Annotated in this window: 15 protein-coding genes; 10 read left to right on the top strand and 5 right to left on the bottom strand. The window is 62.8% G+C overall.

The features are described from left to right. The first annotated feature begins 47 nt into the window (after window positions 1-47). From htpG to CWB41_RS01610, 6 genes are all read left to right on the top strand, one after another. Window positions 48-1,976 (top strand): molecular chaperone HtpG, encoded by a 1,929-nt coding sequence (gene htpG / locus CWB41_RS01635; RefSeq protein WP_115836338.1) that lies wholly within the window; start codon window positions 48-50, stop codon window positions 1,974-1,976. Continuing rightward, entirely contained in the window at window positions 1,973-2,857 is an 885-nt protein-coding gene (prmC, locus tag CWB41_RS01630; RefSeq protein ID WP_115835720.1) for a peptide chain release factor N(5)-glutamine methyltransferase, read from the top strand. The genes htpG and prmC overlap by 4 nt, the downstream gene beginning before the upstream one ends. A gap of 435 nt (window positions 2,858-3,292) precedes the next feature. Continuing rightward, entirely contained in the window at window positions 3,293-4,261 is a 969-nt protein-coding gene (locus CWB41_RS01625; RefSeq protein ID WP_115835721.1) for a DUF4167 domain-containing protein, read from the top strand. 174 nt (window positions 4,262-4,435) lie between these two features. Next, entirely contained in the window at window positions 4,436-7,054 is a 2,619-nt protein-coding gene (gene clpB / locus CWB41_RS01620) for an ATP-dependent chaperone ClpB (protein ID WP_115835722.1), read from the top strand. 271 nt (window positions 7,055-7,325) lie between these two features. Beyond that, a complete protein-coding gene (gene gyrB, locus CWB41_RS01615) occupies window positions 7,326-9,812 on the top strand; it encodes a DNA topoisomerase (ATP-hydrolyzing) subunit B (RefSeq protein ID WP_115835723.1) in 2,487 nt (828 codons plus the stop codon). 75 nt (window positions 9,813-9,887) lie between these two features. Further along, on the top strand, window positions 9,888-10,880 hold the full coding sequence (locus tag CWB41_RS01610) for a hypothetical protein (RefSeq protein WP_115835724.1): 993 nt from the start codon (window positions 9,888-9,890) through the stop codon (window positions 10,878-10,880). A 182-nt stretch (window positions 10,881-11,062) separates the two neighbouring features. Here the strand turns inward: CWB41_RS01610 and CWB41_RS01605 are convergent, their stop codons facing one another. Beyond that, a complete protein-coding gene (locus tag CWB41_RS01605; RefSeq protein WP_115835725.1) occupies window positions 11,063-12,688 on the bottom strand; it encodes a trimethylamine N-oxide permease in 1,626 nt (541 codons plus the stop codon). Window positions 12,689-13,001: 313 nt separating this feature from the next. On the opposite strand from CWB41_RS01605, the gene CWB41_RS01600 reads away from it, so the two are divergent. Next, on the top strand, window positions 13,002-13,808 hold the full coding sequence (locus CWB41_RS01600; RefSeq protein WP_115835726.1) for a MerR family transcriptional regulator: 807 nt from the start codon (window positions 13,002-13,004) through the stop codon (window positions 13,806-13,808). Window positions 13,809-13,880: 72 nt separating this feature from the next. Here CWB41_RS01600 and CWB41_RS01595 read toward each other — a convergent pair whose 3' ends face one another. Continuing rightward, window positions 13,881-15,359 (bottom strand): phosphatase PAP2 family protein, encoded by a 1,479-nt coding sequence (locus CWB41_RS01595; RefSeq protein WP_245411188.1) that lies wholly within the window; start codon window positions 15,357-15,359, stop codon window positions 13,881-13,883. A 119-nt stretch (window positions 15,360-15,478) separates the two neighbouring features. Next, complete coding sequence (locus CWB41_RS01590) at window positions 15,479-16,726, bottom strand: GGDEF domain-containing protein (protein WP_245411189.1); 1,248 nt, start codon at window positions 16,724-16,726, stop codon at window positions 15,479-15,481. Between the two features lie 265 nt (window positions 16,727-16,991). Between CWB41_RS01590 and pyc the strand changes: the two genes are divergently transcribed. Beyond that, window positions 16,992-20,459, top strand: a complete 3,468-nt coding sequence (gene pyc / locus CWB41_RS01585; RefSeq protein ID WP_115835727.1) for a pyruvate carboxylase — start codon at window positions 16,992-16,994, stop codon at window positions 20,457-20,459. A gap of 72 nt (window positions 20,460-20,531) precedes the next feature. Further along, window positions 20,532-20,933, top strand: coding sequence for a peptide-methionine (R)-S-oxide reductase MsrB (gene msrB / locus CWB41_RS01580; protein ID WP_115835728.1), 402 nt, complete (start codon window positions 20,532-20,534; stop codon window positions 20,931-20,933). A gap of 11 nt (window positions 20,934-20,944) precedes the next feature. Here the strand turns inward: msrB and glsA are convergent, their stop codons facing one another. Then, window positions 20,945-21,919 (bottom strand): glutaminase A, encoded by a 975-nt coding sequence (glsA, locus tag CWB41_RS01575; RefSeq protein ID WP_115835729.1) that lies wholly within the window; start codon window positions 21,917-21,919, stop codon window positions 20,945-20,947. A 30-nt stretch (window positions 21,920-21,949) separates the two neighbouring features. Further along, window positions 21,950-22,177 carry a hypothetical protein gene (locus tag CWB41_RS01570; protein ID WP_115835730.1) on the bottom strand — a complete coding sequence of 76 codons (228 nt, stop codon included), beginning with the start codon at window positions 22,175-22,177 and terminating at the stop codon, window positions 21,950-21,952. Between CWB41_RS01570 and CWB41_RS16090 the strand changes: the two genes are divergently transcribed. Then, a complete protein-coding gene (locus tag CWB41_RS16090; RefSeq protein ID WP_165203913.1) occupies window positions 22,176-22,337 on the top strand; it encodes a hypothetical protein in 162 nt (53 codons plus the stop codon). The two genes, CWB41_RS01570 and CWB41_RS16090, sit on opposite strands and share 2 nt — an antisense overlap. Window positions 22,338-22,347 lie beyond the last annotated feature (10 nt).

Here is a 22,347-nt window from a genome sequence, read left to right as displayed (position 1 = left end):
GCGCGCGCAACCCTCAAAACCTGACTTTTGAAATTCTGACTCGGGAGATGTCACAGATGGAAGCGGCCGCAAGCCAATCGCATGCGTTTCAGGCAGATGTTTCGCGGCTCCTCGATCTCATGGTCCACTCGGTCTATTCCGAGCGCGATATTTTCCTGCGCGAACTTGTCTCAAATGGCGCTGACGCCTGCGAAAAGCTGCGCTACGAGGCGCTCGCCAATCCAGCCCTCGTCGGCGACGACAGCAATTTTCTCATCACCGTCACCCTCGACAAAGAGTCGAAAACACTGACCGTCGCCGACAACGGCATCGGCATGTCGCAAGAGGATTTGACGCAGGCGCTGGGCACCATCGCGCGCTCGGGCACGCGCGCCTTCCTCGACCGGCTGAATACTGAGGCCAAGGACGATGCGGCGGGCAAGGATCTGATCGGCCAGTTTGGCATCGGCTTCTATTCGGCCTTCATGGTGGCGGACCGCATCGATATAGAGACCCGCAAGGCGGGTTCGGATGAAGCCTTTCTCTGGAGTTCGGACGGCAAAGGCACGTTCTCGATCGCGCCGCTGGCTCTCGACAAGGCGCCGGTGCGCGGTACGCGCGTGATCCTGCATCTCAAGGAGGCGGCCGGCGAATATCTCGAGCCATCGCGGGCCGAGCACATCCTGCGCGAACATTCGAGCGCGATCACGGTGCCGATAGCTCTCGTAGAGGCGCCGGGCCAGGAGCCGCACAAGCTGACCGAGGGCTCCGCGCTCTGGACCAAACCCAAGAGCGCCATCACCGAGCAGGAATATGCCGAATTCTACCACGATCTTTCCGGCCAGTTCGACGAACCGGCGCTGACGCTGCATTGGCGCGCCGAGGGACGGCACGAATATACTGTGCTTGCCTTCGTTCCCGGCTCGCGCCCGTTCGATCTTTTCGATTCATCGCGCAAAGGCCGCGGCAAGCTTTATGTGCGGCATGTGCTGATCGCGGCGGACGCCGATCTTCTGCCGAGCTGGCTGCGCTTTGTCCGGCTTGTCGTCGATTCCGCCGATCTGCCGCTCAACATGTCGCGCGAATTGATCCAGCAGAGTCCGGTCTTCGCGTCGATCAAGAAGGCGGTTGCCAATCGCGTCACGCAGGAACTGACCAAGCTCGAGGAAACCGATCCCGAGGCTTTCGGAAAGATCTGGGCGAACTTTGGCGCGGTGCTGAAGGAAGGTCTTTACGAAGACCCCGAGCGCCGCGACGTGCTCTTCAAACTCGCGCGCTTTACCTCGACCGCTGATCTCGATGGCAAGCGCACGCTCGCGGCCTATGTCGCGGCGCTGCGGCCGAACCAGACGGCGATTTATTATCTCAACGGCGACGATGCGAAGACGCTCGCCGCAAGCCCGCAGCTCGAAGGTTTTCGCGCGCGAGGCATCGAGGTTCTGTTGCTTGCCGATCCGATCGACGCCTTCTGGGTCTCGTCCGCGGCCGGCTACGACGGCAAGCCGTTCAAATCCATCTCGCAAGGCGCGGCGGACATCAAGGCGATCCCGCTGCTCGAAGGCAAGGAGGAGACGGCCGCCGAGCCGCCCTCCGCGGCGCTGGCCTCGCTCTTCGTTCTGATGAAGCAGGAGCTGGCGGACTCGGTCTCCGACGTGCGCGCCTCGGACCGCTTGTCCGAAAGCCCCGCCTGTCTGATCGCGCCGGAACATGGCTTCGACCGGCGGCTGGAGCGCATCCTCGCCGAACATGGCCAGTTGCGTGAGGCGAGCAAGCCGGTGCTTGAAATCAACCCGTCGCATCCGCTGGTCGCGGCGCTGGCGGCGCAAGTCGGCCACGCCGACAAGGCGGCGCTCGCCGACATCATCTGGCTCGTTTTCGACGAGGCGCGCCTGCTCGATGGCGAGAAGCCGGTGAATGCCGCCGATTTCGCCGCCAGACTGACGCGTGTGCTCACCAAGGCCGTGGCCGAACCCGCGGCCAAGACGCCCGCCGCATGACGGCAAAATTCGCCGGGTTCGACCCGGCGCTCTCGCGCGCCGCGGCGCAGCGCCTGATGGCGCAGGCTTTCGTAGCAGCGGGGATCGAGTCGGCGGCGCTCGACGCACGGCTGATCCTTTGCGCCGCGCTCGGTATCGATCATGCCGATCTCGTGCGCGAGCCGGATTGCGCCATCGGCGCCGCAGCCGGGCAACTGGCCGCGATGGCGCAGCGGCGGATCGCGCGCGAACCTGTCTCGCGCATTCTTGGGCGGCGCGAATTTTACGGGCTCGATTTCGTCCTCGGCCCGGCGGCGCTCGACCCGCGGCCGGATACGGAAATTCTCGTCGATACGGTCCTTGCCGCCTTGCGGCCGCGCGGCGACGCGCCTTTGCGCCTGCTCGATCTCGGCGTCGGGTCCGGCGCCATCCTTGCTGCTTTGCTGTCGAAATTGCCTTCGGCCTATGGCATCGGGCTCGACCGTTCGCCGGTGGCCTGCCGCATCGCGTGGAACAACTTCGCCGCGCTGGGGTTGGGGGGACGGAGCGCGGTCGTCTGCGGCGATTGGACGGCACCGCTCGGCGGCGACTTCGATGCGATCGTTTCCAACCCGCCCTATATCGGGAGCGGTGAGATCGAAGGCCTGGCGCCGGAGGTGCGAGACTATGATCCCCGCGCGGCACTCGATGGCGGTCCGGACGGGCTTGCCGCCTACCGGTCTTTGACACCGGCGGTCGCGGCGCTCCTGGCGCCGGACGGCATCGTCGCCTTCGAGGTTGGGGCGGGCCAGTCCGAATCGGTGATGGCCCTGCTGGCGGCGACCGGCACCCTGGAATCGGTCGCTTCGGTGCGCGATCTTGGCGGCCATTTGCGGGTCGTGACGGCAGTCCGGCGCGGCTAGGGCGGATGCAGCGCGGACGGTGCGACCCTATGCCAAATACGTGGCATATCCGCCACATAGACGGGTCAGAGGCGAAAATTTTTGCGAAAGTCCTTGGCGGAAGAGCCGAAAACGATTAGGTTCCTGCGCAAAGATCGCCTTGCGCGAATGTTAATGAGGCAGCGTCGAGATCGTCCCTACCCGAAGCGGGGTTTGATTTCCGCGTCTTGCGAGCCCGAGAGTGCTCGCCGCGATTAAGGTGATTGTCCCCAACGTCTGAGATCCCGGATTGAGGGATCGGTCCTGTCTGGCGTCCGCGCTACAGGGCTTTGCGTTAGCAAGCTGGAGAACGGAAGCCAGCCTATCCTTGCACCTTAGCCGCTGATTTGCGGTGCCGACTCGGGCTGTGCCCGGGATCGGAAGGGATGGGCTATCGGAAACATCCAAGGAAGATCGATGAGACCAAACCAGAATAACAAGCGCATGCGCGGGCGGAACAATAATAACAACAGCAACAACAATCGTAAGGGACCGAACCCTCTGTCGCGGTCTTATGAGTCAAATGGCCCGGACGTGAAGATCAGGGGCACCGCCTACCATATCGGCGAAAAATATCTCCAGCTCGCGCGGGATGCCCAATCGTCCGGCGACCCGGTGACGGCCGAGAGCTATCTCCAGCACGCCGAGCATTATTTCCGCATCATCGCCGCCGCCCAGCAGGCGCAGCAGGCGCAATACGGCAGTGCCAACAGTCCAGCGGGTGAGGCCGAGCCCGAGGAATCCGAAGAGGAAGACGATTTCAGCGGTCTGACCGACCGTTTCGCCTCGCCGCCCGAGCGCGTCGCGCCGCAGCAACAGCCGCAGCCTTATGCCGGGCAACCGCAGGGGCAGAACGGCCAGAACGGCCAGCCGAATTACAACGGCCAGTCGAATTATCAGGAGCGGCCCCCGCAGGCGGAGCGCCCACAGTCGGAGCGCCCGCAGTACGAACCGCGCGGCGATCGCGGCAACCGCAATTTCCAAGGTCGTCAGGATCGTGGCGGCCAGGATCGTGGCGGTTACGAGCGCAACAATTTCGCCGAGCGCGGCCCCCAGCCCAATCGCGACGGCAACCGCCCGCGTCAGCCGTCCCACCGGCCTGAGGGGCAGCGCTATGACAATGCCCCGCGTTATGAGCGCCAGGAGCCGCGCCCCGTGAGCGACGAGGTGGAGAACACCGGTCTGCCGGCCTTCATCACCGCGCCGGTCCCGGTCCGCGTCCAGCCCGAGCCGCCTTTGCCGATCGAGGAGGAGGCTGTCGGCACCGAGGTTCTCGCCCGGCCGGAGGCTGAGGGTGAGGCGGGCTTTGCGCTGCGGCCGCGCCGCCGCCGCCGCAAGCCGGAGTTCGGCGGGGCCGAGACGAACAAAGCCTCCTTCGAGGATTAAGCTGTTAAATGGCCACTGCATGCGGTGGCCATTTTTTAATCCTATGCGCGGCGCCTCTACCAATCCGCGCGCCGCTTTCCTAAATCTCCTGTAAGGTCCGCTGTCGGATGTTCCGAGGCGGAATCGCCATGCCATGATGCATGCACAGCCTTGCCATTGGGAGGTCTGGAAAGAATGAATTTCGAGAAATACACCGAACGCGCGCGCGGATTCGTGCAGAGCGCGCAATCGCTGGCGGTTCGCGAGAACAACCAGCAATTCACCCCCGAGCATCTGCTCAAGGTTCTGCTGGACGACCCCGAAGGGCTCGCGAGCGGCCTGATCACCAAGGCCGGCGGCAACGCGCGGGAAGCGCTCACCCAAACAGAGCTTGCTCTGGCGAAACTGCCGAAGGTGCAGGGCGCCGGCGCCGGCCAGCTTTACATCGCGCCCGCCACCGCACGGCTCTTCGACAATGCCGAACAGATCGCGCAGAAGGCGGGCGATTCCTATGTGACCGTCGAGCGTCTGTTGCTTGCTCTCGCGCTCGAAAAGGGCACGGACGCGGCCAAGATCCTGCAGCGCGCCGGGGTCACCGCCCAGGTGCTCAACGCCGCGATCGAGGATTTGCGCAAGGGCCGCACAGCCGACAATGCGACCGCCGAAAACGCCTATGATGCGCTCAAGAAATATGCCCGCGATCTGACCGAGGCGGCGCGCGCCGGCAAGCTCGATCCCGTCATCGGGCGCGACGAGGAAATCCGCCGGACGGTGCAGGTTCTCTCGCGGCGGACCAAGAACAATCCGGTGCTCATCGGCGAGCCGGGTGTCGGCAAGACGGCCATCGTCGAGGGTCTTGCCCTGCGCATCGTCAACGGCGACGTGCCGGAGAGTTTGCGCGACAAGAGCCTGCTCGCGCTCGACCTCGGCGCGCTGATCGCCGGCGCCAAATATCGCGGCGAGTTCGAGGAGCGGCTGAAGGCCATCCTCAACGAAGTCACCTCAGCCCAGGGCGGCATCATCCTCTTCATCGACGAGATGCACACGCTGGTCGGCGCCGGCAAGGCGGACGGGGCGATGGATGCCTCGAACCTGTTGAAGCCGGCTTTGGCGCGTGGCGAATTGCACTGTATCGGCGCCACAACGCTCGACGAATATCGCAAGCATGTCGAGAAGGACGCGGCTCTGGCGCGGCGCTTCCAGCCGGTCTTCGTCTCCGAGCCGACAGTCGAGGATACGATCTCGATCCTGCGCGGCTTGAAGGAGAAGTACGAACTGCATCACGGCGTGCGGATCACCGATTCCGCTATCGTCGCCGCGGCGACCTTGTCGAACCGCTATATCGCCGACCGCTTCCTGCCCGACAAGGCAATCGACCTTGTCGACGAGGCGGCCTCACGCCTCAGGATGCAGGTCGATTCAAAGCCCGAGGAACTGGACGAGATCGACCGCCGCGTCGTGCAGCTCAAGATCGAGCAGGAAGCGCTGAAGAAGGAGACGGATAATGCCTCCCGGGAACGGCTGCAGAAGCTTGAGAAGGAACTCGCGGATGTGGAGGAAAAATCCGCGGCGCTGACTTCCCGCTGGAAAGCGGAGAAAGACAAGCTGGGGTCCGCGCAAAAGCTCAAGGAGCAACTCGAAGCCGCGCGCATCGAACTGTTGCAGGCGCAGCGGCGCGGCGAATATCAGCGCGCCGGCGAACTGACCTACAGCGTCATCCCCGAGCTTGAGAAGAAGCTGGCGGAGACTGAGTCGAAGGGCAGCGGAGTGCTCGTCGATGAGGCGGTGACACCTGACATGGTCGCGCAGGTCGTCTCGCGCTGGACCGGCATCCCGGTCGACAAGATGCTTGAGGGCGAGCGCGGCAAGCTGCTCCGCATGGAGGAGCAATTGGCCAAGCGCGTCGTCGGCCAGGCGGAAGCCGTGGCGGCGGTGGCGACGGCCGTGCGGCGCGCACGCGCAGGCTTGCAGGATCCGAACCGGCCGATCGGCTCGTTCATGTTCCTCGGCCCCACCGGCGTCGGCAAGACCGAGCTGACCAAAGCGCTCGCCGAATTCCTGTTCGACGACGAGACGGCGCTGCTGCGCATCGACATGTCGGAATATATGGAAAAGCACTCGGTCGCCCGGCTCATCGGCGCCCCGCCCGGCTACGTCGGTTATGAGGAGGGCGGCGCCTTGACCGAAGCAGTCCGGCGCCGGCCCTATCAGGTCGTGCTCTTCGACGAGATCGAGAAGGCGCATCCGGACGTGTTCAACGTCCTGTTGCAGGTGCTCGACGACGGCCGCCTGACCGACGGGCAGGGCCGCACTGTCGATTTCCGCAACGTGCTGATCATCATGACTTCGAATCTCGGTGCCGAGCTTCTGGTCATGCAGCCGGAGGGGCACGACACGGCCACAATTCGCGACGAGGTGATGCAGATCGTACGGGCGCATTTCCGGCCCGAGTTCCTGAACCGGATCGACGAGATCATCATGTTCCACCGCCTGCGGCGGGACGACATGGCGACGATCGTCGATATCCAGATCGGCCGGCTCTCGCGCCTGCTCGAGGATCGCAAGATCACCCTCGAAATGGCCGAGACGGCGCGCGAGTGGCTGGCCGAGAAGGGTTACGATCCGGCCTATGGCGCACGGCCGCTGAAGCGTGTGATCCAGAAGGCGTTGCAGGACCCGCTGGCCGAGAAAATCCTCGGCGGCCATATCCACGACGGCGAACTGGTCAAGATCGGCGGCGGCCCGGAAGGGCTCATCATCGGCGAGGTCACGCCGCCGAAATCGGGCGGCAAAGGCAAGACGAAGGTCGCCTGAAGCCAGTCGCCTGACACAGCAGAAAATGCCGACCGCCGGAGCCCGAAATGGGCTTCCGGCGGTTCGCGTTTGGGGCCGGATTTTCCGCCCTTGTTTTGAACCGCGAAGGCCCGCCCGCGCCAGGGCGTCGCAGGGGCCGGAATCGGTCCCCAAAGACGGGAAAACCGCATTTCAGGACATGCATTTGGCGCGATTTATGACTATATATTTCCTATGCGCTGAAGCGCCCGATTCCCCTGCCAAATCCGCAAGCCAGAAAGTGCCAGACCGTATGTCTCAATCCGCGTCCGCCAGCCCGAATCCTGTGCCCCAGAACGCGCAAGATCCGGCCGGCGTCGAACACGATGCCTACGGCGCAGACTCGATTAAAATTCTGCGCGGGCTCGATGCCGTGCGCAAACGGCCGGGCATGTATATCGGCGACACGGACGATGGCTCCGGACTGCACCACATGGTCTATGAGGTCGTCGATAATGCGATCGACGAAGCGCTCGCGGGCTACGCCACAAAGGTCACGGTGACGCTCAACGCCGATGGCTCGGTGACTGTCACCGACGACGGCCGCGGGATCCCGACCGACATCCATTCGGAGGAGGGCGTTTCCGCCGCCGAGGTCATCATGACCCAGCTCCACGCGGGTGGAAAATTCGACCAGAATTCCTACAAGGTTTCCGGCGGCCTGCATGGCGTCGGCGTCTCTGTCGTCAACGCGCTCTCGGTGTTCCTGAAGCTGCGCATCTGGCGCGACGGGCGCGAGCATGTCGTCGAGTTCGCCAATGGCGATGTGGTCGCCCCGCTCACGGTCGTCGGCCCGGCACCGGTCGTCGATGGCAAGGTCAAACGCGGCACGGAAGTCACCTTCCAGCCCTCGCAGCAGACCTTCACCATGATCGAGTTCGATTTTGCGACGATCGAGCACCGTCTGCGCGAACTGGCGTTCCTCAATTCCGGTGTGCGGATCGAACTGACGGATCTGCGGACCTCCGAGATCAGGCAGGAAGAGCTTTTCTATGAGGGCGGTCTTGAAGCCTTCGTGCGCTATCTCGACCGCACCAAGGCGCCATTGATCGGCACGCCGATTCTCATCAAGGGCGAGCGCGATCGCATCACTGTCGAAGTCGCATTGTGGTGGAACGATTCCTACCACGAGAACGTGCTGCCTTTTACCAACAACATTCCCCAGCGCGACGGCGGCACCCATCTCGCCGGCCTGCGCGCGGCACTCACACGGCAGGTGACCGGCTATGCCGAACGCTCCGGCTTCACCAAGCGCGAGAAGGTCGATCTCACCGGCGATGATTGCCGTGAGGGCTTGACCTGCGTGCTCTCGGTCAAGGTGCCGGATCCCAAGTTCTCCTCCCAGACGAAGGAGAAGCTCGTCTCGTCCGAGGTGCGCCCGGCGGTCGAGGGTCTCGTCAACGAAATGCTCGCGACGTGGTTCGAGGAGCACCCGCAGGACGCGAAGATCATTGTCGCCAAGGTGGTCGAGGCGGCGCAGGCGCGCGAGGCGGCGCGGAAAGCCCGCGAATTGACTCGCCGCAAGGGCGCGCTCGATGTCGCCAATCTGCCCGGCAAGCTCGCCGATTGCCAGGAACGCGACCCGGCGAAGTCGGAGCTTTTCCTTGTCGAGGGCGATTCCGCCGGCGGCTCCGCCAAGCAGGGCCGCAACCGCGAATTCCAGGCCGTGCTGCCGCTGCGCGGCAAGATCCTCAATGTCGAGCGCGCGCGCTTCGACAAGATGCTGTCGAGCCAGGAGATCGGCACGCTGATCACCGCGCTCGGCACCGGCATCGGCCGCGAGGATTTCAACCCCGACAAGCTGCGCTACCACAAGATCATCATCATGACCGATGCGGATGTGGACGGCTCGCATATCCGCACGCTGCTGCTTACCTTCTTCTTCCGTCAGATGCGGGAATTGATCGAGCGCGGCCATATCTTCATTGCCCAGCCGCCGCTCTACAAGGTCAAGCGCGGCACGTCCGAGCAATATCTGAAGGACGAGCGCGCGCGCGAAGATTATCTGATTGAGAACGGGCTCGACGGCGCGGTGCTGCGACTCGCCAGTGGCGAGGAGCGCGCGGGGCAGGATTTGCGCCTCGTCGTCGAGGAGGCGCGGACGGTCCGGCAGGTTCTGGCCGGCCTGCATTCACGCTACGACCGCTCGATCGTCGAACAGGCGGCCATCGCCGGCGCCTTGCAAACCATTCATGCGGATGATGACCCGGCGGTCATCGCCCATGCGGGCGAAATCGCCGAGCGGCTGGATCGTTTCGCCGACGACATGGAACGCGGCTGGACCGGCGCCGTCAACGCCGGCGGCTACGTGCTTTCCCGCGAGTTGCGCGGCGTCCGGCAGGTCTCGACGCTCGACGCCGCACTGCTGGCCTCGGGTGAGGCCCGCCGCCTTAACGAGCACGCGCCGGCGCTGCGCGATGTCTACAGCCTGCCGGCGAGATTGATCCGCCGCAACGAAGAAAAGCAGGTCGGCGGTCCGTCGCAACTGGTCGATCTCATCATGGCGGCTGGGCAGAAGGGCATTTCGCACATCCAGCGCTACAAAGGTCTTGGCGAGATGAACGCCGAGCAATTGTGGGAGACGACGCTGGACCGCGACGCGCGCTCACTGCTTCAGGTGAAGATCAAGGAAGGCGACGAGGCCGACGATATTTTCGTCAAGCTGATGGGCGATGTCGTCGAGCCGCGGCGCGAATTCATCCAGGAGAACGCGCTCAACGTCGCCAATCTCGACGTGTGAGGCGGTTCTTATGGCGGACCTGTCTATCCGGCTTTGAGGTCCGTTTACCGGCGTGGGTTCGACAGGAGGCGATTATTGCGATCAAGATTCGCTTTTATCACCGCGATTCATTTCTTCGCTTTGTTCCTCGCCGGAGTATTGGCGGTGCGATCAGCGACGGCGGAGCCGACATCTGACGTTCCGGCCTGGCTGGAGGCCCATGTCGGCTACGGGGATGGTCAAATCGCCCCCGTCGTATTGCAGCGGGCGCGCGGGCTCTATCTGCAAAAGTTGGGCGAAGGTGAAGTCCGAAACCGTTGCTATTTCGCGATGGACGCGACGCGCCCGAACGATACGGGAGGCGCTGCCGGCCGCCGCTTTTACATTATCTGCGAAGACGCGCACGCGTTTCGCGCGATTCCAGCGGGGCACGGCGGCGGTCTCGATTTGAGAGGCGTCGCGGATTTCGCCAACGGGCGCCAGTGCGCCAAGAATTTTGGCAACGCAACGGGCTCGGATCTGACGGCTGGCGGAGCTTATGTGACGGCCGGGATGAAGACGTCGTTCAAAGGCTATTATCGTGCCGGGGGACATAGTGCGGCGCTGATCCGCTCCTTCATTCAATTCGAAGGCGAAGGCCAGACGGCGAACGCCAGAGAACGCGAGATCGGCGGCCATGCCACCGTCAAACTGGCGGGCCTGTGCCTCATGAAAAATTCGGGCAGCCCCTACGCGGACCGCGATGGCTATGTGCCGTTCGGGCAACTCGTCGATTACTCGGGCGGGCGCAGTAACGGCTGCACGAGCTGGTCGCCGTCGGACGCCGCCCAGATCATCGCAATGGTGAGGAACAATCCGACGACGCTCTACATCTATCCCGGGGCAGCGGACGTCAACGCGGTCGCGCGGGCGCGGGCGGGCGGCCAATCATTGTCGCGAACGGGATTATACTGGAACGCGCTTTGTCTGAATGAAATTCGCGCGCCGAGATTTTGGTCGGACGAGTCCCTCGGTCCGCTGATCGCGCAGTTCAAAAGAGATCATCCGCCGCCGCCGCCACGGCCGCTGCCGATTTGCGGGGCACGTTGAAAGCCCGCTGCTGCCCGCGCCTTCGTCCGGATAGGTGTCCGATCGCGCCACAGCCTGCTCCGAATTGATCGCCCCGGGACTGATCGTCCCGGGGCGCTTCAGCGGGAAGCGAGTGAGCGCGTGCGCTTCGACCGCCAAACAATGACTTCCCGAACCAAAGTCGGACGGGAAGCCGACGTCGGTCAGTTGACGGCCAGATAGGCCCCCGCTGTGACGACCAGCACCCCGGCGGCTGCCGCCAAATAGGGAAGCCACTTTGCCTGGCCGACATGCAGGTCGCTGGCACCTGAACCGTCCGCGGCAATTTCGGTCAGCGCCTTCGGGAACACGCCTTTGTCGACCACGTAATGGCGGAAAAGGAAAATCGGCACGACAAGAAACACCGTGATCAAGCCCCATTTCAAAACCCCGGCGCCGAACACATTCGAGCCCATGCCAATGAAGAAGAGATTGACGAAGCCGAGCAACGCGCCAATGGCGATGAGCCAGGTCGGTGCCTTGTAAGGCCGCTTCTGACCGGGCCGGTCGACCCGGTGAATCCAGCCTGCCTGGAGATTGATGAAGTTGAAGACGAGATAGCAGACGTTTGAGATGGCGAGCAGGAAGACGTTGTTGGAGACGAGCAGGAGCACGAGATTGACGGCAATATCCGTCCACATGGCGTTACTGGGGACGCCGTGGGAATTGGCTCTCGAGAGATACTTCGGCAGGAAGCCGTCGGTCGATGCCTGATACAGCGTGCGGGACGACCCCGACATGGCGGTCAGAACCGACAGCAACAGCGTGATGATCAACATCGCGACGATGATGGCGGTTACCATTGGCGACGTACTGACCATTTTCGCCATGGCGCCCGCGACGCCCGAGCCGTCGGCGATCGAGGGATCGGAAATGCCGCTCAGTCCCAGGAAAGCCTGGAAGCTGATTGGAACGACCGCATAGAAGAAAAGGCACAGCGCGGCGGTCGCCAGCGAGGCCTTGATCACGTCGACGTTCGGCCGTTTGAATTCGCGCGCGTAGACCAGACAGGCTTCGATGCCATAGCTCGACCATGCCGCAAGCCCCAGTGCGCCGACGAAGAGCGTGATGCCCGCCATATCCCATTTGCCGGGAATGACTTTGCCGGCCGCATCGTGCGCGAGCGGGACGACGGGCAACAATTGATGGAGATCGGCCTTGCCGGTGAGGAGGGGAAGAATGCCGATGATGCCGAGGGGCAAGAGGGAAGCGACCGCAAAAATAACCTGAAAGCGGGCGGCGCGGAGAATGCCGCCATGCTGGATGAGAAAAACGACAAGAAGCAGAATCGCGCTGATGAGGAAATTGGCGTTGATACGAAGCGTGAGGCCAGACTGAATAAAGTTCAGATCGATGAGCGTGATCTGCCAGGTGTTGATGGGAGACGTAGCGGGAAAGAATGACGTCAAAATATATCCCGACGCGATGGTCGTGCCGATCGCGAGCACCGGCGACCAGGCCAGCCAATAGCACCATGCTGAAATCGCCGGGACAGCCTTGCTGTATGGCAGCCAGGCAAGGGAGCCGGCAACGGCGGCGCCGCCGGATTTGTTCGAGAACATTCCGACGACCTCGGCATAGGTGAACATCTGGAACGACCCGATCAGCACGGACAAAATCCAGACCAGCCAGGAGGGGGAGCCGACCGTCGAGGCGATGGCGCCGATCGAGAAAAGAACCAGGGCAGGAACGCCCGTCGCGATGCCGACGGCGTGGACCCAGTTTATCTCTCGCTTGAGCGACGGCGCCTCTTCAAATTCTACAAAAGTTTCGACTGCCTGGTCGGTCATGGCTCGCTCCTTTGGCGCGATATCCGCTTGAATTGATGGGATATTGCAGAAGGTGTGCCATTGACCGGGGGATGATTTTTGTTATGTAAACGGCTGAATATACAAAATATTCGATAAATGATTATTTTCTCAGCAGGAAAAATATGTGCTTAAAACCAAGCCCTTCACTGCCAAAATGCGCGTCATTTGGCGCGCGGGACGGGCAGGACCTTTGATCTTGGATAAGGCGCGCGCTCCCCAAATTGCCAATTGAAAATGCCTCCACTATTGCCTTCCTCAAGCGCGACACTCGGGCCGGCACAAAGAGAAAACGATGAGTGAGCGGAAGATTTCGGATGTCGCCAAAGAGGTCGGTGTTACGCCGGGTACGCTGCGGCAGTGGGAGAAATATGGTGTCCTGACGCCGATTCGTGCTCCCTCCGGGCATCGTTCGTACACGCCGGAGCAAATCGATAAGGCCAACGAGATTGCCCGGCTTCGCAACACGGGCGGCTTGAGTCTCGCGGAGATCAAATCTCATCTCGGCGCCGCCGGCGCTTCCAAAGACCCTTTGCGCGGCGGCGACCTTACGAGCCGGATGCTGTCACCCGGTGCGCAGGTCAGGCGCAGGCGGCTCGAACGCGGCTTGTCTCTTCAAAAGCTCGCGAGCGACCTCGGTGTTTCCGCTTCGACCCTCAGCACGTTCGAGCGGACCTCGAAAGGCGCGAGCGTAAAGCTATTGCGCACGCTTGCCGATTATTTCGGCATCACGATCACGCAGCTTTCCGCGGCGCCGCAACCAGCCGTTATGGGGCCGGTCAGACGCAACGAAGGCCAGCGGCTCACCAACCTCGGCGAGGGGATCGTCGTTCGCGCTATTGCGACGGGCGACCGGATGATGGATTGCAAGGAGTGGAACCTTGCGCCCGGCGCGCAAAGCAGCGGCTCCTATAATCATGCCGGTGAGGAATTCGTCTTCGTGCTCTCGGGATGCCTTGAACTGTCGGTCGATGGGATCGGCAGCGTCCGTCTCTTTGCCGGGGACAGCCTTTACTTCGAGAGCGTGCGGAAGCACTCGTGGATCAATCCCGGCCTCGAAACCTGCCAGGTTCTCTGGGTCAATACGCCAGCGTCTTTCTAGCTCATCTCGACATTCGATCGACCCTCTCCCGCGGGAGAGGGCTTCGCCAGACCGGATCGATTAAGCCAGATCCTAATGCGCGGGTTTGTTGTCGGCCGCTTCCATCGCCTGAGCTTTTTGCGCGGCGTGATAGAGGTCGAGCCGCGAATAGACGCCTAAGGGATTCCCGCCGTCGAGAAAGCCGCCGCCCGGACCTTCGGTCTCGGCCAGAATGCGGTCGGCGTCCTCAAGCGCGAGCTTCGGGTAGGCGGCGGTCAGCAGATAGCCGGGGTTTGGCGTCAGTTTGCTGACGTCCTCGGTGGCTTTCGCGGCGGCCGGCCAGACGACGGGGAGGCCGTAGGTCTGCGTCGCGTTGTAGAACGCCTCGTTCTTATCGGCATTGGCGAAGCGGCTGTGATCCTGCGCGGCGCAGGCCGACAAGATTTTTTCCGAGCATTCGCGGAGGAAAAATTGTGTCAGGTCTTTGCGGGCCTGGGCGAGCACGCTTGAGAAATCGGCGTGGCTCTTGTTGGCGGGCGCCTTGCTGGCCGCTGCTCCGGCGCCCGTCTTCGGGTCGAGAAGCCTGGCGACCTCGTAAAGCGCCAATGTCCGCCCGGCGAGCACGTCCATTGCATAATGGGCGCCCAGGATGATGCGGTCGTTGCCATATTCCGCCGCCCGCACGATCATCTGCGGATAACGCGCCGGCACGAGGATGCCGAGCAGCACGGACTCGGTATAGCCGAACGTTGTGTGGCCGCTGGGAAAGCTGGGGCTGGTTTGCAGCGGTTGCTGCGGGCCGCACAGGAACGACAGATTGCTGACGGGGACGCCGAAATAATCCTTGCCGAGATAGATCGCCAGTCCCGGCTCGGTCTGGAACGGCCGTGAGTTTCCGTATTTATCGAAGCTCTTCGTGCAGGCGGTCGGGTCGCTGTCGAATTGCTTGTCGGTTATGTCCGTGCATTCCTTCGTGACCGGATCGTGATCATAGGCCGTGCCGAAAACATCGATCTTGCCGTGGACGTCATCGAGAACTTCATGCGCCTTGCTCCAAAGGCAGGCCTTCTTGTCCGCTTTCCCGTCGGCGAAGAAATATTTGGCCGTGCCGGACGCTTTATTCTCTTCGGCATTCGCGATGTAGAACAGGGTCTCGAGGGCTGGCGAGATGTTTATGCCGCTCGCCGTCAGGCCATCGTCCGTGCTCGTATATTTGGCCGCGGACTGGTAGAGGCCGCCGAGTTCGCTGCCGAGGCCGTCTGCAAATTCGACGGCATTGTCTTTGGTAATGAAGGCGTCGCGTAGCGCCTGCTGTTGCTGAATCTTGAAGTCCTGCAACAGCGGTTGTTTGGCGCTGCCGTTCTGAATTTGCTGCGTCACCTTGAGATTGGCGGCCAACGCGCCCGTCTTGTCTTGCGGTGGCACGCCAAGGGCGCTTACCGGCGCCAGCAGGCGCAATGCGTCGAGATCGGGGGAACCGGCATCACCGGCGCGCGCAATTGATGTCAGTGCGAGGAAAATGATGGTGAAAGGCACGAGAGTCGTCTTGGCGGGCGAATTCATAAGCGGCATGTCCAACTCGTAGGCTTAAGGCAGAGCTTCGATGATCTAGCGTTGAGTTCTATGACATCTCCACGACGCCGCTCCAAGACCGCGCTCTAAGACGTCGGCGCCTTGCCTTTGGGCGCCACTCACGCTTTCCGGAGTGCCCTGTCCATCGTCGCGATGGTGTCGAGGCTGGCCGGGCGTGGCCACACCTGATTTCGGCCGCTTCGCTTGGCCGCATAGAGCGCGCTATCGGCATTGGCGATGATCTCGACCGCCCCGAGGCGATGGCCGAGCCTAGTCCCGGCGATGCCGAAACTCGCGGTCACAACCGGGGCGGCGGCGGGTGCAGGATGTGGAATCGCCGCTGCCTCGATGGCGCACCGCATCCGCTCGGCAATCTCGATTGCCTTGGACAGCGTTGTTTTCGGCAGCACGACGATGAATTCCTCACCGCCGAAGCGGAAGACGAGGTCGGCCTGCCCGCGCAATTCGGCCTGGACAATTCCGGCGACCCGCTTGAGGCAGAGATCGCCCGCCTGGTGGCCCGCCGTGTCGTTGAACATCTTGAAATGGTCGATGTCGATCAGCACGACCGAGAAATCATCGGGCTGTCCGATTGAGGGTTCGCAGTCCGCGAGCGTTTCCTCGAGGGCGCGGCGATTGCCGAGGCCGGTCAGCATGTCGCGCCGGCTCATCCGGTCGAGTTCCGAATTGAGCGCCCGGTCGCGAAGCGAGAGCAGATAATGCAGTCGCAGATCGCGCTCCATCGTATAGGACGCGACGAGCGAGAAGATCACGCCGGCGCCGAAAACCATATTGGTCGCGACCTGCGGGCCAACCGGATAGGCGTAGAATTCCGCCAGCGCCAGGCTGTGGGCGAGCAGGCAGGCGAGACAGACCGGGAGGAGATACCAGAACCGGACTCGCTGCACGACCGTCAGGAACAACACGACCAGAATCATCGACTCGTGCAGCGAGGGCTGCGGCGATCCTCCGCTGGCGGCCATGAGATAGATGATCGTTCCGATCGCCAGCGCGCCGCCGCCGAGGCACATGATGCTCTCGCGCAGGAAGGCCGGCGGCGACAGGTAGAGGCTTGCGGTCAGAGCCAGGGATACCGGCGTGAAGAAGACAACACGCACCCAGAAGGCGGTCATGAAAAGATGCGGCGCGGCCCACAGATCCGCGATGGCGAAAAGGTTGTAGACGATGATCCCGATATAGGCGCGGACGATGAGTTCGTGGCATCTTTGCGGGCCGGTGTCGCGCTCGAACATCGCCTCGAGTTGCGGTGGAAACCGCAGCAGCCAGCTCCGCTCCGCGATGGCGGCGTCGATGGCCTTGGGATCGAGGCTTTCCGGCAGCGAAATATCGTCGGTATTTCCCGCCATGCCCGGCCGTGTCCCGCGTTAAATATGGCGGCGAAACTAGGCCGCAAGGCTTAACAAGAAGTCTCCGGGCACACATGGATTTGCGTCAAGACATCACGTTCTTCACTGTTGCGGGATTCCGGGCTATGGGTGCGCAGTGGTGGTGGCACGCGACATGCCATGCAGTTGACGCAAACGTGTCTTGACCCTCATGCGGATGCTGATTGTCGCGGCTCTAGGCGTACCCGTGGGGACGCCGTGAAGCCGATCGGAAGGAGCAGCTTTCTTGGCCATCAAGCGTCTTCTGGTCGCCAACCGCGGCGAAATCGCCATTCGCGTATTCCGCGCCGCCGCCGAGATGGGTATCGCGACGGTCGCGATTTATGCCGAGGAAGACAAGCTTTCGCTGCATCGATTCAAGGCGGATGAGGCCTATCAGGTCGGCCGCGGCCAGGCGGGCGAGATACATCTGGGGGCGCTGGACTCCTATCTCTCGATCGAAGAGGTGATCCGCGTCGCGCTGATGGCGCGGATCGACGCCATCCATCCCGGTTACGGCTTTCTTTCCGAGAGCCCGGAATTCGCCGAAGCCTGCGCCGCCAACGATATTATCTTCATCGGGCCGCAACCCGAGACCATGCGCACCCTCGGCAACAAGGTCGCGGCGCGAAATCTCGCGATGTCCGTCGGCGTCCCGGTGATGCCGGCGACCGGCCCGCTCCCGGAGGATGACGACGAGATCAAGCGGCTCGCGGCGGAGGTCGGCTATCCCGTCATGCTGAAGGCCTCCTGGGGCGGGGGCGGGCGCGGTATGCGGCCGATCGACAGCGAGGCGAACCTGCTTGATTCCGTGAGGAGCGCGCGCCGCGAGGCGAAGGCTGCTTTCGGCAAGGATGAGGTCTATCTCGAAAAGCTCGTCCGCCACGCCCGGCATGTCGAGGTGCAGCTTCTCGGCGATACGCATGGCACGTGCCTGCATCTCTTTGAGCGCGATTGTTCGATCCAGCGGCGCCACCAAAAGGTCATCGAGCGGGCGCCGGCGCCCTATGTTGATGCGGCGACGCGGGCGGCGCTCTGCGATGCCGCGCTGAGGATCGGCCACGCGACGAATTACGTCGGCGCCGGGACGGTCGAGTTCCTGATGGATGCCGACAGCGGCAAATTCTATTTCATCGAGGTCAATCCGCGCATCCAGGTCGAACATACGGTCACCGAGCAGGTGACGGGGCTCGACATTGTCAAGGCGCAGATCAGGATCGCGGATGGCGGCCGCCTCGGCCGGCTGGAGGAGACGGGCATCCCGCCGCAGGATCAAATCCGTCTCGATGGACACGCCCTGCAATGCCGCATTACCACCGAGAATCCGGACAATAATTTCATCCCCGACTATGGCCGCATCACCGCCTATCGCGGGGCTTTTGGCTTCGGCATAAGGGTCGATGGCGGCACGGCCTATTCCGGCGCCGTCGTCACCCGCTATTACGACGCGCTGCTCGAAAAGATCACCGCCTGGGCGCCGAGTCCGGCCGAGGTCATCCAGCGCATGGATCGCGCCTTGCGCGAATATCGTATTCGCGGTGTCGCGACCAATCTCGCCTTTCTCGAAGTGGTGCTCAATCATCCGAAGTTTCGCGCCGGCGCCTATACGACGCGCTTCATCGACGAGACGCCGGAACTGTTTGCCGCCAAGAAGCGCCGTGACCGGGCGACGAAACTGCTCACCTATATCGGCGATGTCACGGTCAACGGCCATCCCGATACGCGCAACCGGCCGAAGCCGCCGGCCTACGCGCGCGCGCCTGAAGTGCCGCAATTTCCGGTGCCGCCCGCGACGGTTGAAGGCTCGCGCAGCGCCTTCATGCGGCTCGGGGCGCAAGGTTTCGGCGAATGGATGAAGGCACAGCCGCGCGTGCTGGTGACCGATACGACGATGCGTGACGCGCACCAGTCGCTTCTCGCGACGCGCGTCCGCACCCATGACATCGCCGCCGTCGCCGAGGCCTACGCCAGAGGATTGCCGCAGCTCTTCTCGCTTGAGTGTTGGGGTGGCGCGACGTTCGACGTCGCCATGCGCTTCCTCAACGAAGACCCTTGGGAGCGGCTGGAGAAAGTCCGCGCCGCCGCGCCCAATATCCTGACGCAGATGCTGCTGCGTGGCGCCAATGGTGTCGGCTACACCAATTATCCCGACAACGTCGTGCGCTATTTCGTCCGCCAGGCGGCGCGCGGCGGCATGGACCTCTTCCGTATTTTCGACTGCCTCAACTGGGTCGAGAACATGCGCGTCTCCATCGACGCCGTGGTGGAAGAAGGCAAGCTGGCGGAAGGCGCCATCTGCTATACTGGCGACATTCTCGATCCGGACCGGGCGAAATATTCGCTCGCCTATTACATCAAGCTCGCCAAGGAGCTCGAAGCGGCGGGCTGTCACATCCTCGGTATCAAGGACATGGCCGGCCTGCTGAAGCCGGCGGCGGCAAAAGTGCTGATCGGCGCGCTCAAAAACGAAATCGGCCTGCCGCTGCATTTCCACACGCACGATACGTCGGGCATCGCCGGCGCGACGGTGCTGTCGGCGGTCGCCGCGGGTGTCGATGCCATCGATGCGGCGATGGACGCGCTCTCGGGAACGACATCGCAGGCGTGTCTCGGCTCGCTCGCGGAGGCCTTGCGCCATACCGAGCGCGACACCGGGCTCGATCCCGATGCGATCCGCCGGATCAGCTTTTACTGGGAGAGCGTGCGGCAAAGCTATGCCGCCTTCGAGAGCGACCAGAGGCACGGCGCTTCGGAGGTCTATCTGCACGAGATGCCGGGGGGTCAGTTCACCAATCTCAAGGAACAGGCGCGCGCCATCGGCCTCGACACGCGCTGGCATCAGGTGGCGCAGACCTACCGCGTCGTCAACGACATGTTCGGCGACATCGTCAAGGTGACGCCCTCCTCGAAAGTCGTCGGCGACATGGCCCTGATGATGGTGAGCCAGAACCTGACCCGCGCTGACGTTGAAGACCCGGACCGCGAGATCGCCTTTCCGGGCTCGGTCGTGGAGATGCTGCATGGCGATCTCGGGCAGCCGCCGGGCGGCTGGCCGGCCGAATTGCAGAAGAAGGTGCTGAAAGGCGAACCGCCGATCACAGTTCGGCCCGGCGCGCTTCTGAAGGAGATCGATCTCGACGCCGAGCGGGCGAAGGCCGAGAAAGCCTGCGCGCGGCAGATCAGCGATGCGGAATTCGCCTCTTACCTCATGTATCCGAAGGTCTTTTCCGAATTCGTCGCCGCCCAGCGCAAATATGGTCCGGTTTCCGTGTTGCCGACGCCGGTGTTCTTTTATGGCATGAGCCTCGACGAGGAGCGCACGATCGAGATCGAGCACGGCAAGAGCCTGGTGCTGCGGCTCACGACGCTCGGCGAGACGGACGAGGACGGCCAGGTTCAGGTTTTTTTCGAGCTCAACGGCCAGCCGCGGACGATCAAGGTTCCGAACCGCACGGCGGTCGCGACGCGCGCCTCGCGCCGCAAGGCGGAAGAGGGCAACGAAAATCACATCGCCGCGCCCATGCCGGGGCTCGTCTCGACGCTGTCGGTCAAGCCGCAACAGGCGGTCAAGGCGGGCGACGTGCTGCTGACCATCGAGGCGATGAAAATGGAGACCGCGCTTCATGCGCCGAAGGACGGGACGGTGCAGGAGATTCTCGTCTCCGCCGGCAATTCGGTCGACGCCAAGGATCTGCTCTTGATCCTGACCGACTAGGGCGGCGCGGCTGTAACAAAATCGGTGCGATCGGCGTAATACACGTCGAAATGCGTAAAGGGAGTGAGAGGCATGGATGCAAAGCAATTTCCCGTCACCCATACCGATGCCGAATGGCGCAAGCTGCTGACCCCGGAGCAATACCAGGTCATGCGCGGGCACGGCACCGAACGGCCGGGCTCCTGCGCGCTAAACTTCGAGAAGCGCGCCGGCAGCTTCACCTGCGTCGGCTGCGGCCAGACTTTGTTCCGCGCCAAGACGAAGTTCGAGAGCGGCACCGGCTGGCCGAGCTTCAACGATCCGGTGCCGGGCGCGGTCGAGACGTCGGAGGATCGCAGCTATGGAATGGCCCGCACGGAGGTGCATTGCAGCCGCTGCGGCAGCCATTTGGGTCATGTTTTTCCGGACGGTCCGCCGCCGACACATCTGCGCTATTGCATCAACGGCGTGGCGATGAATTTTCAGCCGGAATAGGCCGCTTCCGACTATTTAAGAAACGGGCGGACGAACGCGGAGCCGGCGTTCGAGCAATCGAAGAGATGCAGGCCGAGCTCGTCGCCGATGTCCTTGAAGGCGGCAATGCCGCGCACCGAATTGCCTTTGGCGTCGAGGCGTGGCGAAAAGCTGCCAATGCCGAGCTGGCGGTTGACGACACCGACAATGCCGCCGCCGACGCCGCTCTTGGCCGGCACGCCGACGTCATAGGCCCAGTTGCCGGAATAATCGTACATGCCGCAGGTGAACATCACGGCCAGCGTGTTGCGCACCGCCATCAGGTCGAACACTTGCCGGCCTGTGACCGGGTTTTCGCCGACATGCGCCAGCGTTGCTCCCATGCGTGCGAGGTCGCTCGCGGTCACCAGAATCGAGCATTGGCGGAAGTAGAGATCGACGACGTCGTCGACGTTGCCTTTCAGGGCGCCGACATTGCGCAGCAGATGGCCGATGGCGCGGTTGCGATGCCCCGTCTCCGCCTCGGAGCGATAGACGGCTTCATCCATCTCGAGGCGGTGGCCGGCGGCGTCCGAAAGCCGCTCGAGGATGAAGTCGAAAGCGCCCGCGCCGGCGACGTCGTGGATGATGCCAGCGACGGTGATGGCCCCGGCATTGACCATCGGATTGAAGGCACGGTTGGTATGCGGGTCGAAAACGATGGCGTTGAACGCATCGCCACTCGGCTCGACCCCGACGCGTTCGAGGACGGCGTCGCGGCCGATCAGTTCGAGCGCGAGGCAATAGACGAAAGCTTTGGAGATCGACTGGATGGTGAACGGATAATCCGCGTCGCCGATCTTATGAAGCGCGCCATCGACAGTCGCGACGGCAATACCAAAGCGGTTCGGATCGACAGCGGCCAATTCGGGAATGTAATCCGCTGGTGCACCCGCTACATTATCGCGATGGCGCGCATAGGCCGCGTTCAGGACATTACCAATTCCGTATGATGTCTCTTCTTGCATCGATCAAGCGGTAGGGAAGGTAGTTTCAAGTCATGGAATATAAACGGCTTCGATTACCTTAAGCTCATCGCCCATCGGGTCAAGTTCAAGGCGGACGACCTCGGCCATCAGCTTGTCGCGGAACTTATAGGCACGGCGCCAGCCGTCCTCGGTCGAGGGGGGCCAGGGCGTGAAGCTCGCCTTGTCGACCATCAACGCCTCGCAGCGCAGATTCCGGCTCCTGGCCGGGCTCTTGATGTTGCGCGCGATGATATACATGGGCCTCGATCCGCAGCGCATCGGATTTGAAGCGTTTTCGAGCGAAATGGAAACCGGTTCGCGTGAAGAAAACGCGTCGCAACAAAAAATCTGGCGCCTCAATCTTGAAGCTCCGGCCAGTCTAACGCGGCCCGCGGCTTTGTCACGACTCCATTTTTAACTGGTTCATG

The organism is Methylovirgula ligni (genome assembly GCF_004135935.1).
GTDB lineage: Bacteria > Pseudomonadota > Alphaproteobacteria > Rhizobiales > Beijerinckiaceae > Methylovirgula > Methylovirgula ligni.
The sequence above is the reverse complement of the archived record's forward strand: the minus strand, read 5'-3'. Positions and strand labels throughout refer to the sequence as shown.

Bases quoted from the DNA above. Each gene is read 5' to 3' on its own strand.
- htpG (WP_115836338.1), top strand. From the start codon at position 48: ATGTCACAGATGGAAGCGGCCGCAAGCCAATCGCATGCGTTTCAGGCA.
- prmC (WP_115835720.1), top strand. From the start codon at position 1,973: ATGACGGCAAAATTCGCCGGGTTCGACCCGGCGCTCTCGCGCGCCGCG.
- CWB41_RS01625 (WP_115835721.1), top strand. From the start codon at position 3,293: ATGAGACCAAACCAGAATAACAAGCGCATGCGCGGGCGGAACAATAAT.
- clpB (WP_115835722.1), top strand. From the start codon at position 4,436: ATGAATTTCGAGAAATACACCGAACGCGCGCGCGGATTCGTGCAGAGC.
- gyrB (WP_115835723.1), top strand. From the start codon at position 7,326: ATGTCTCAATCCGCGTCCGCCAGCCCGAATCCTGTGCCCCAGAACGCG.
- CWB41_RS01605 (WP_115835725.1), bottom strand. From the start codon at position 12,688: ATGACCGACCAGGCAGTCGAAACTTTTGTAGAATTTGAAGAGGCGCCG.
- CWB41_RS01600 (WP_115835726.1), top strand. From the start codon at position 13,002: ATGAGTGAGCGGAAGATTTCGGATGTCGCCAAAGAGGTCGGTGTTACG.
- CWB41_RS01595 (WP_245411188.1), bottom strand. From the start codon at position 15,359: ATGCCGCTTATGAATTCGCCCGCCAAGACGACTCTCGTGCCTTTCACC.
- CWB41_RS01590 (WP_245411189.1), bottom strand. From the start codon at position 16,726: ATGGCGGGAAATACCGACGATATTTCGCTGCCGGAAAGCCTCGATCCC.
- msrB (WP_115835728.1), top strand. From the start codon at position 20,532: ATGGATGCAAAGCAATTTCCCGTCACCCATACCGATGCCGAATGGCGC.
- glsA (WP_115835729.1), bottom strand. From the start codon at position 21,919: ATGCAAGAAGAGACATCATACGGAATTGGTAATGTCCTGAACGCGGCC.
- CWB41_RS16090 (WP_165203913.1), top strand. From the start codon at position 22,176: ATGGGCCTCGATCCGCAGCGCATCGGATTTGAAGCGTTTTCGAGCGAA.
- CWB41_RS01570 (WP_115835730.1), bottom strand. From the start codon at position 22,177: ATGTATATCATCGCGCGCAACATCAAGAGCCCGGCCAGGAGCCGGAAT.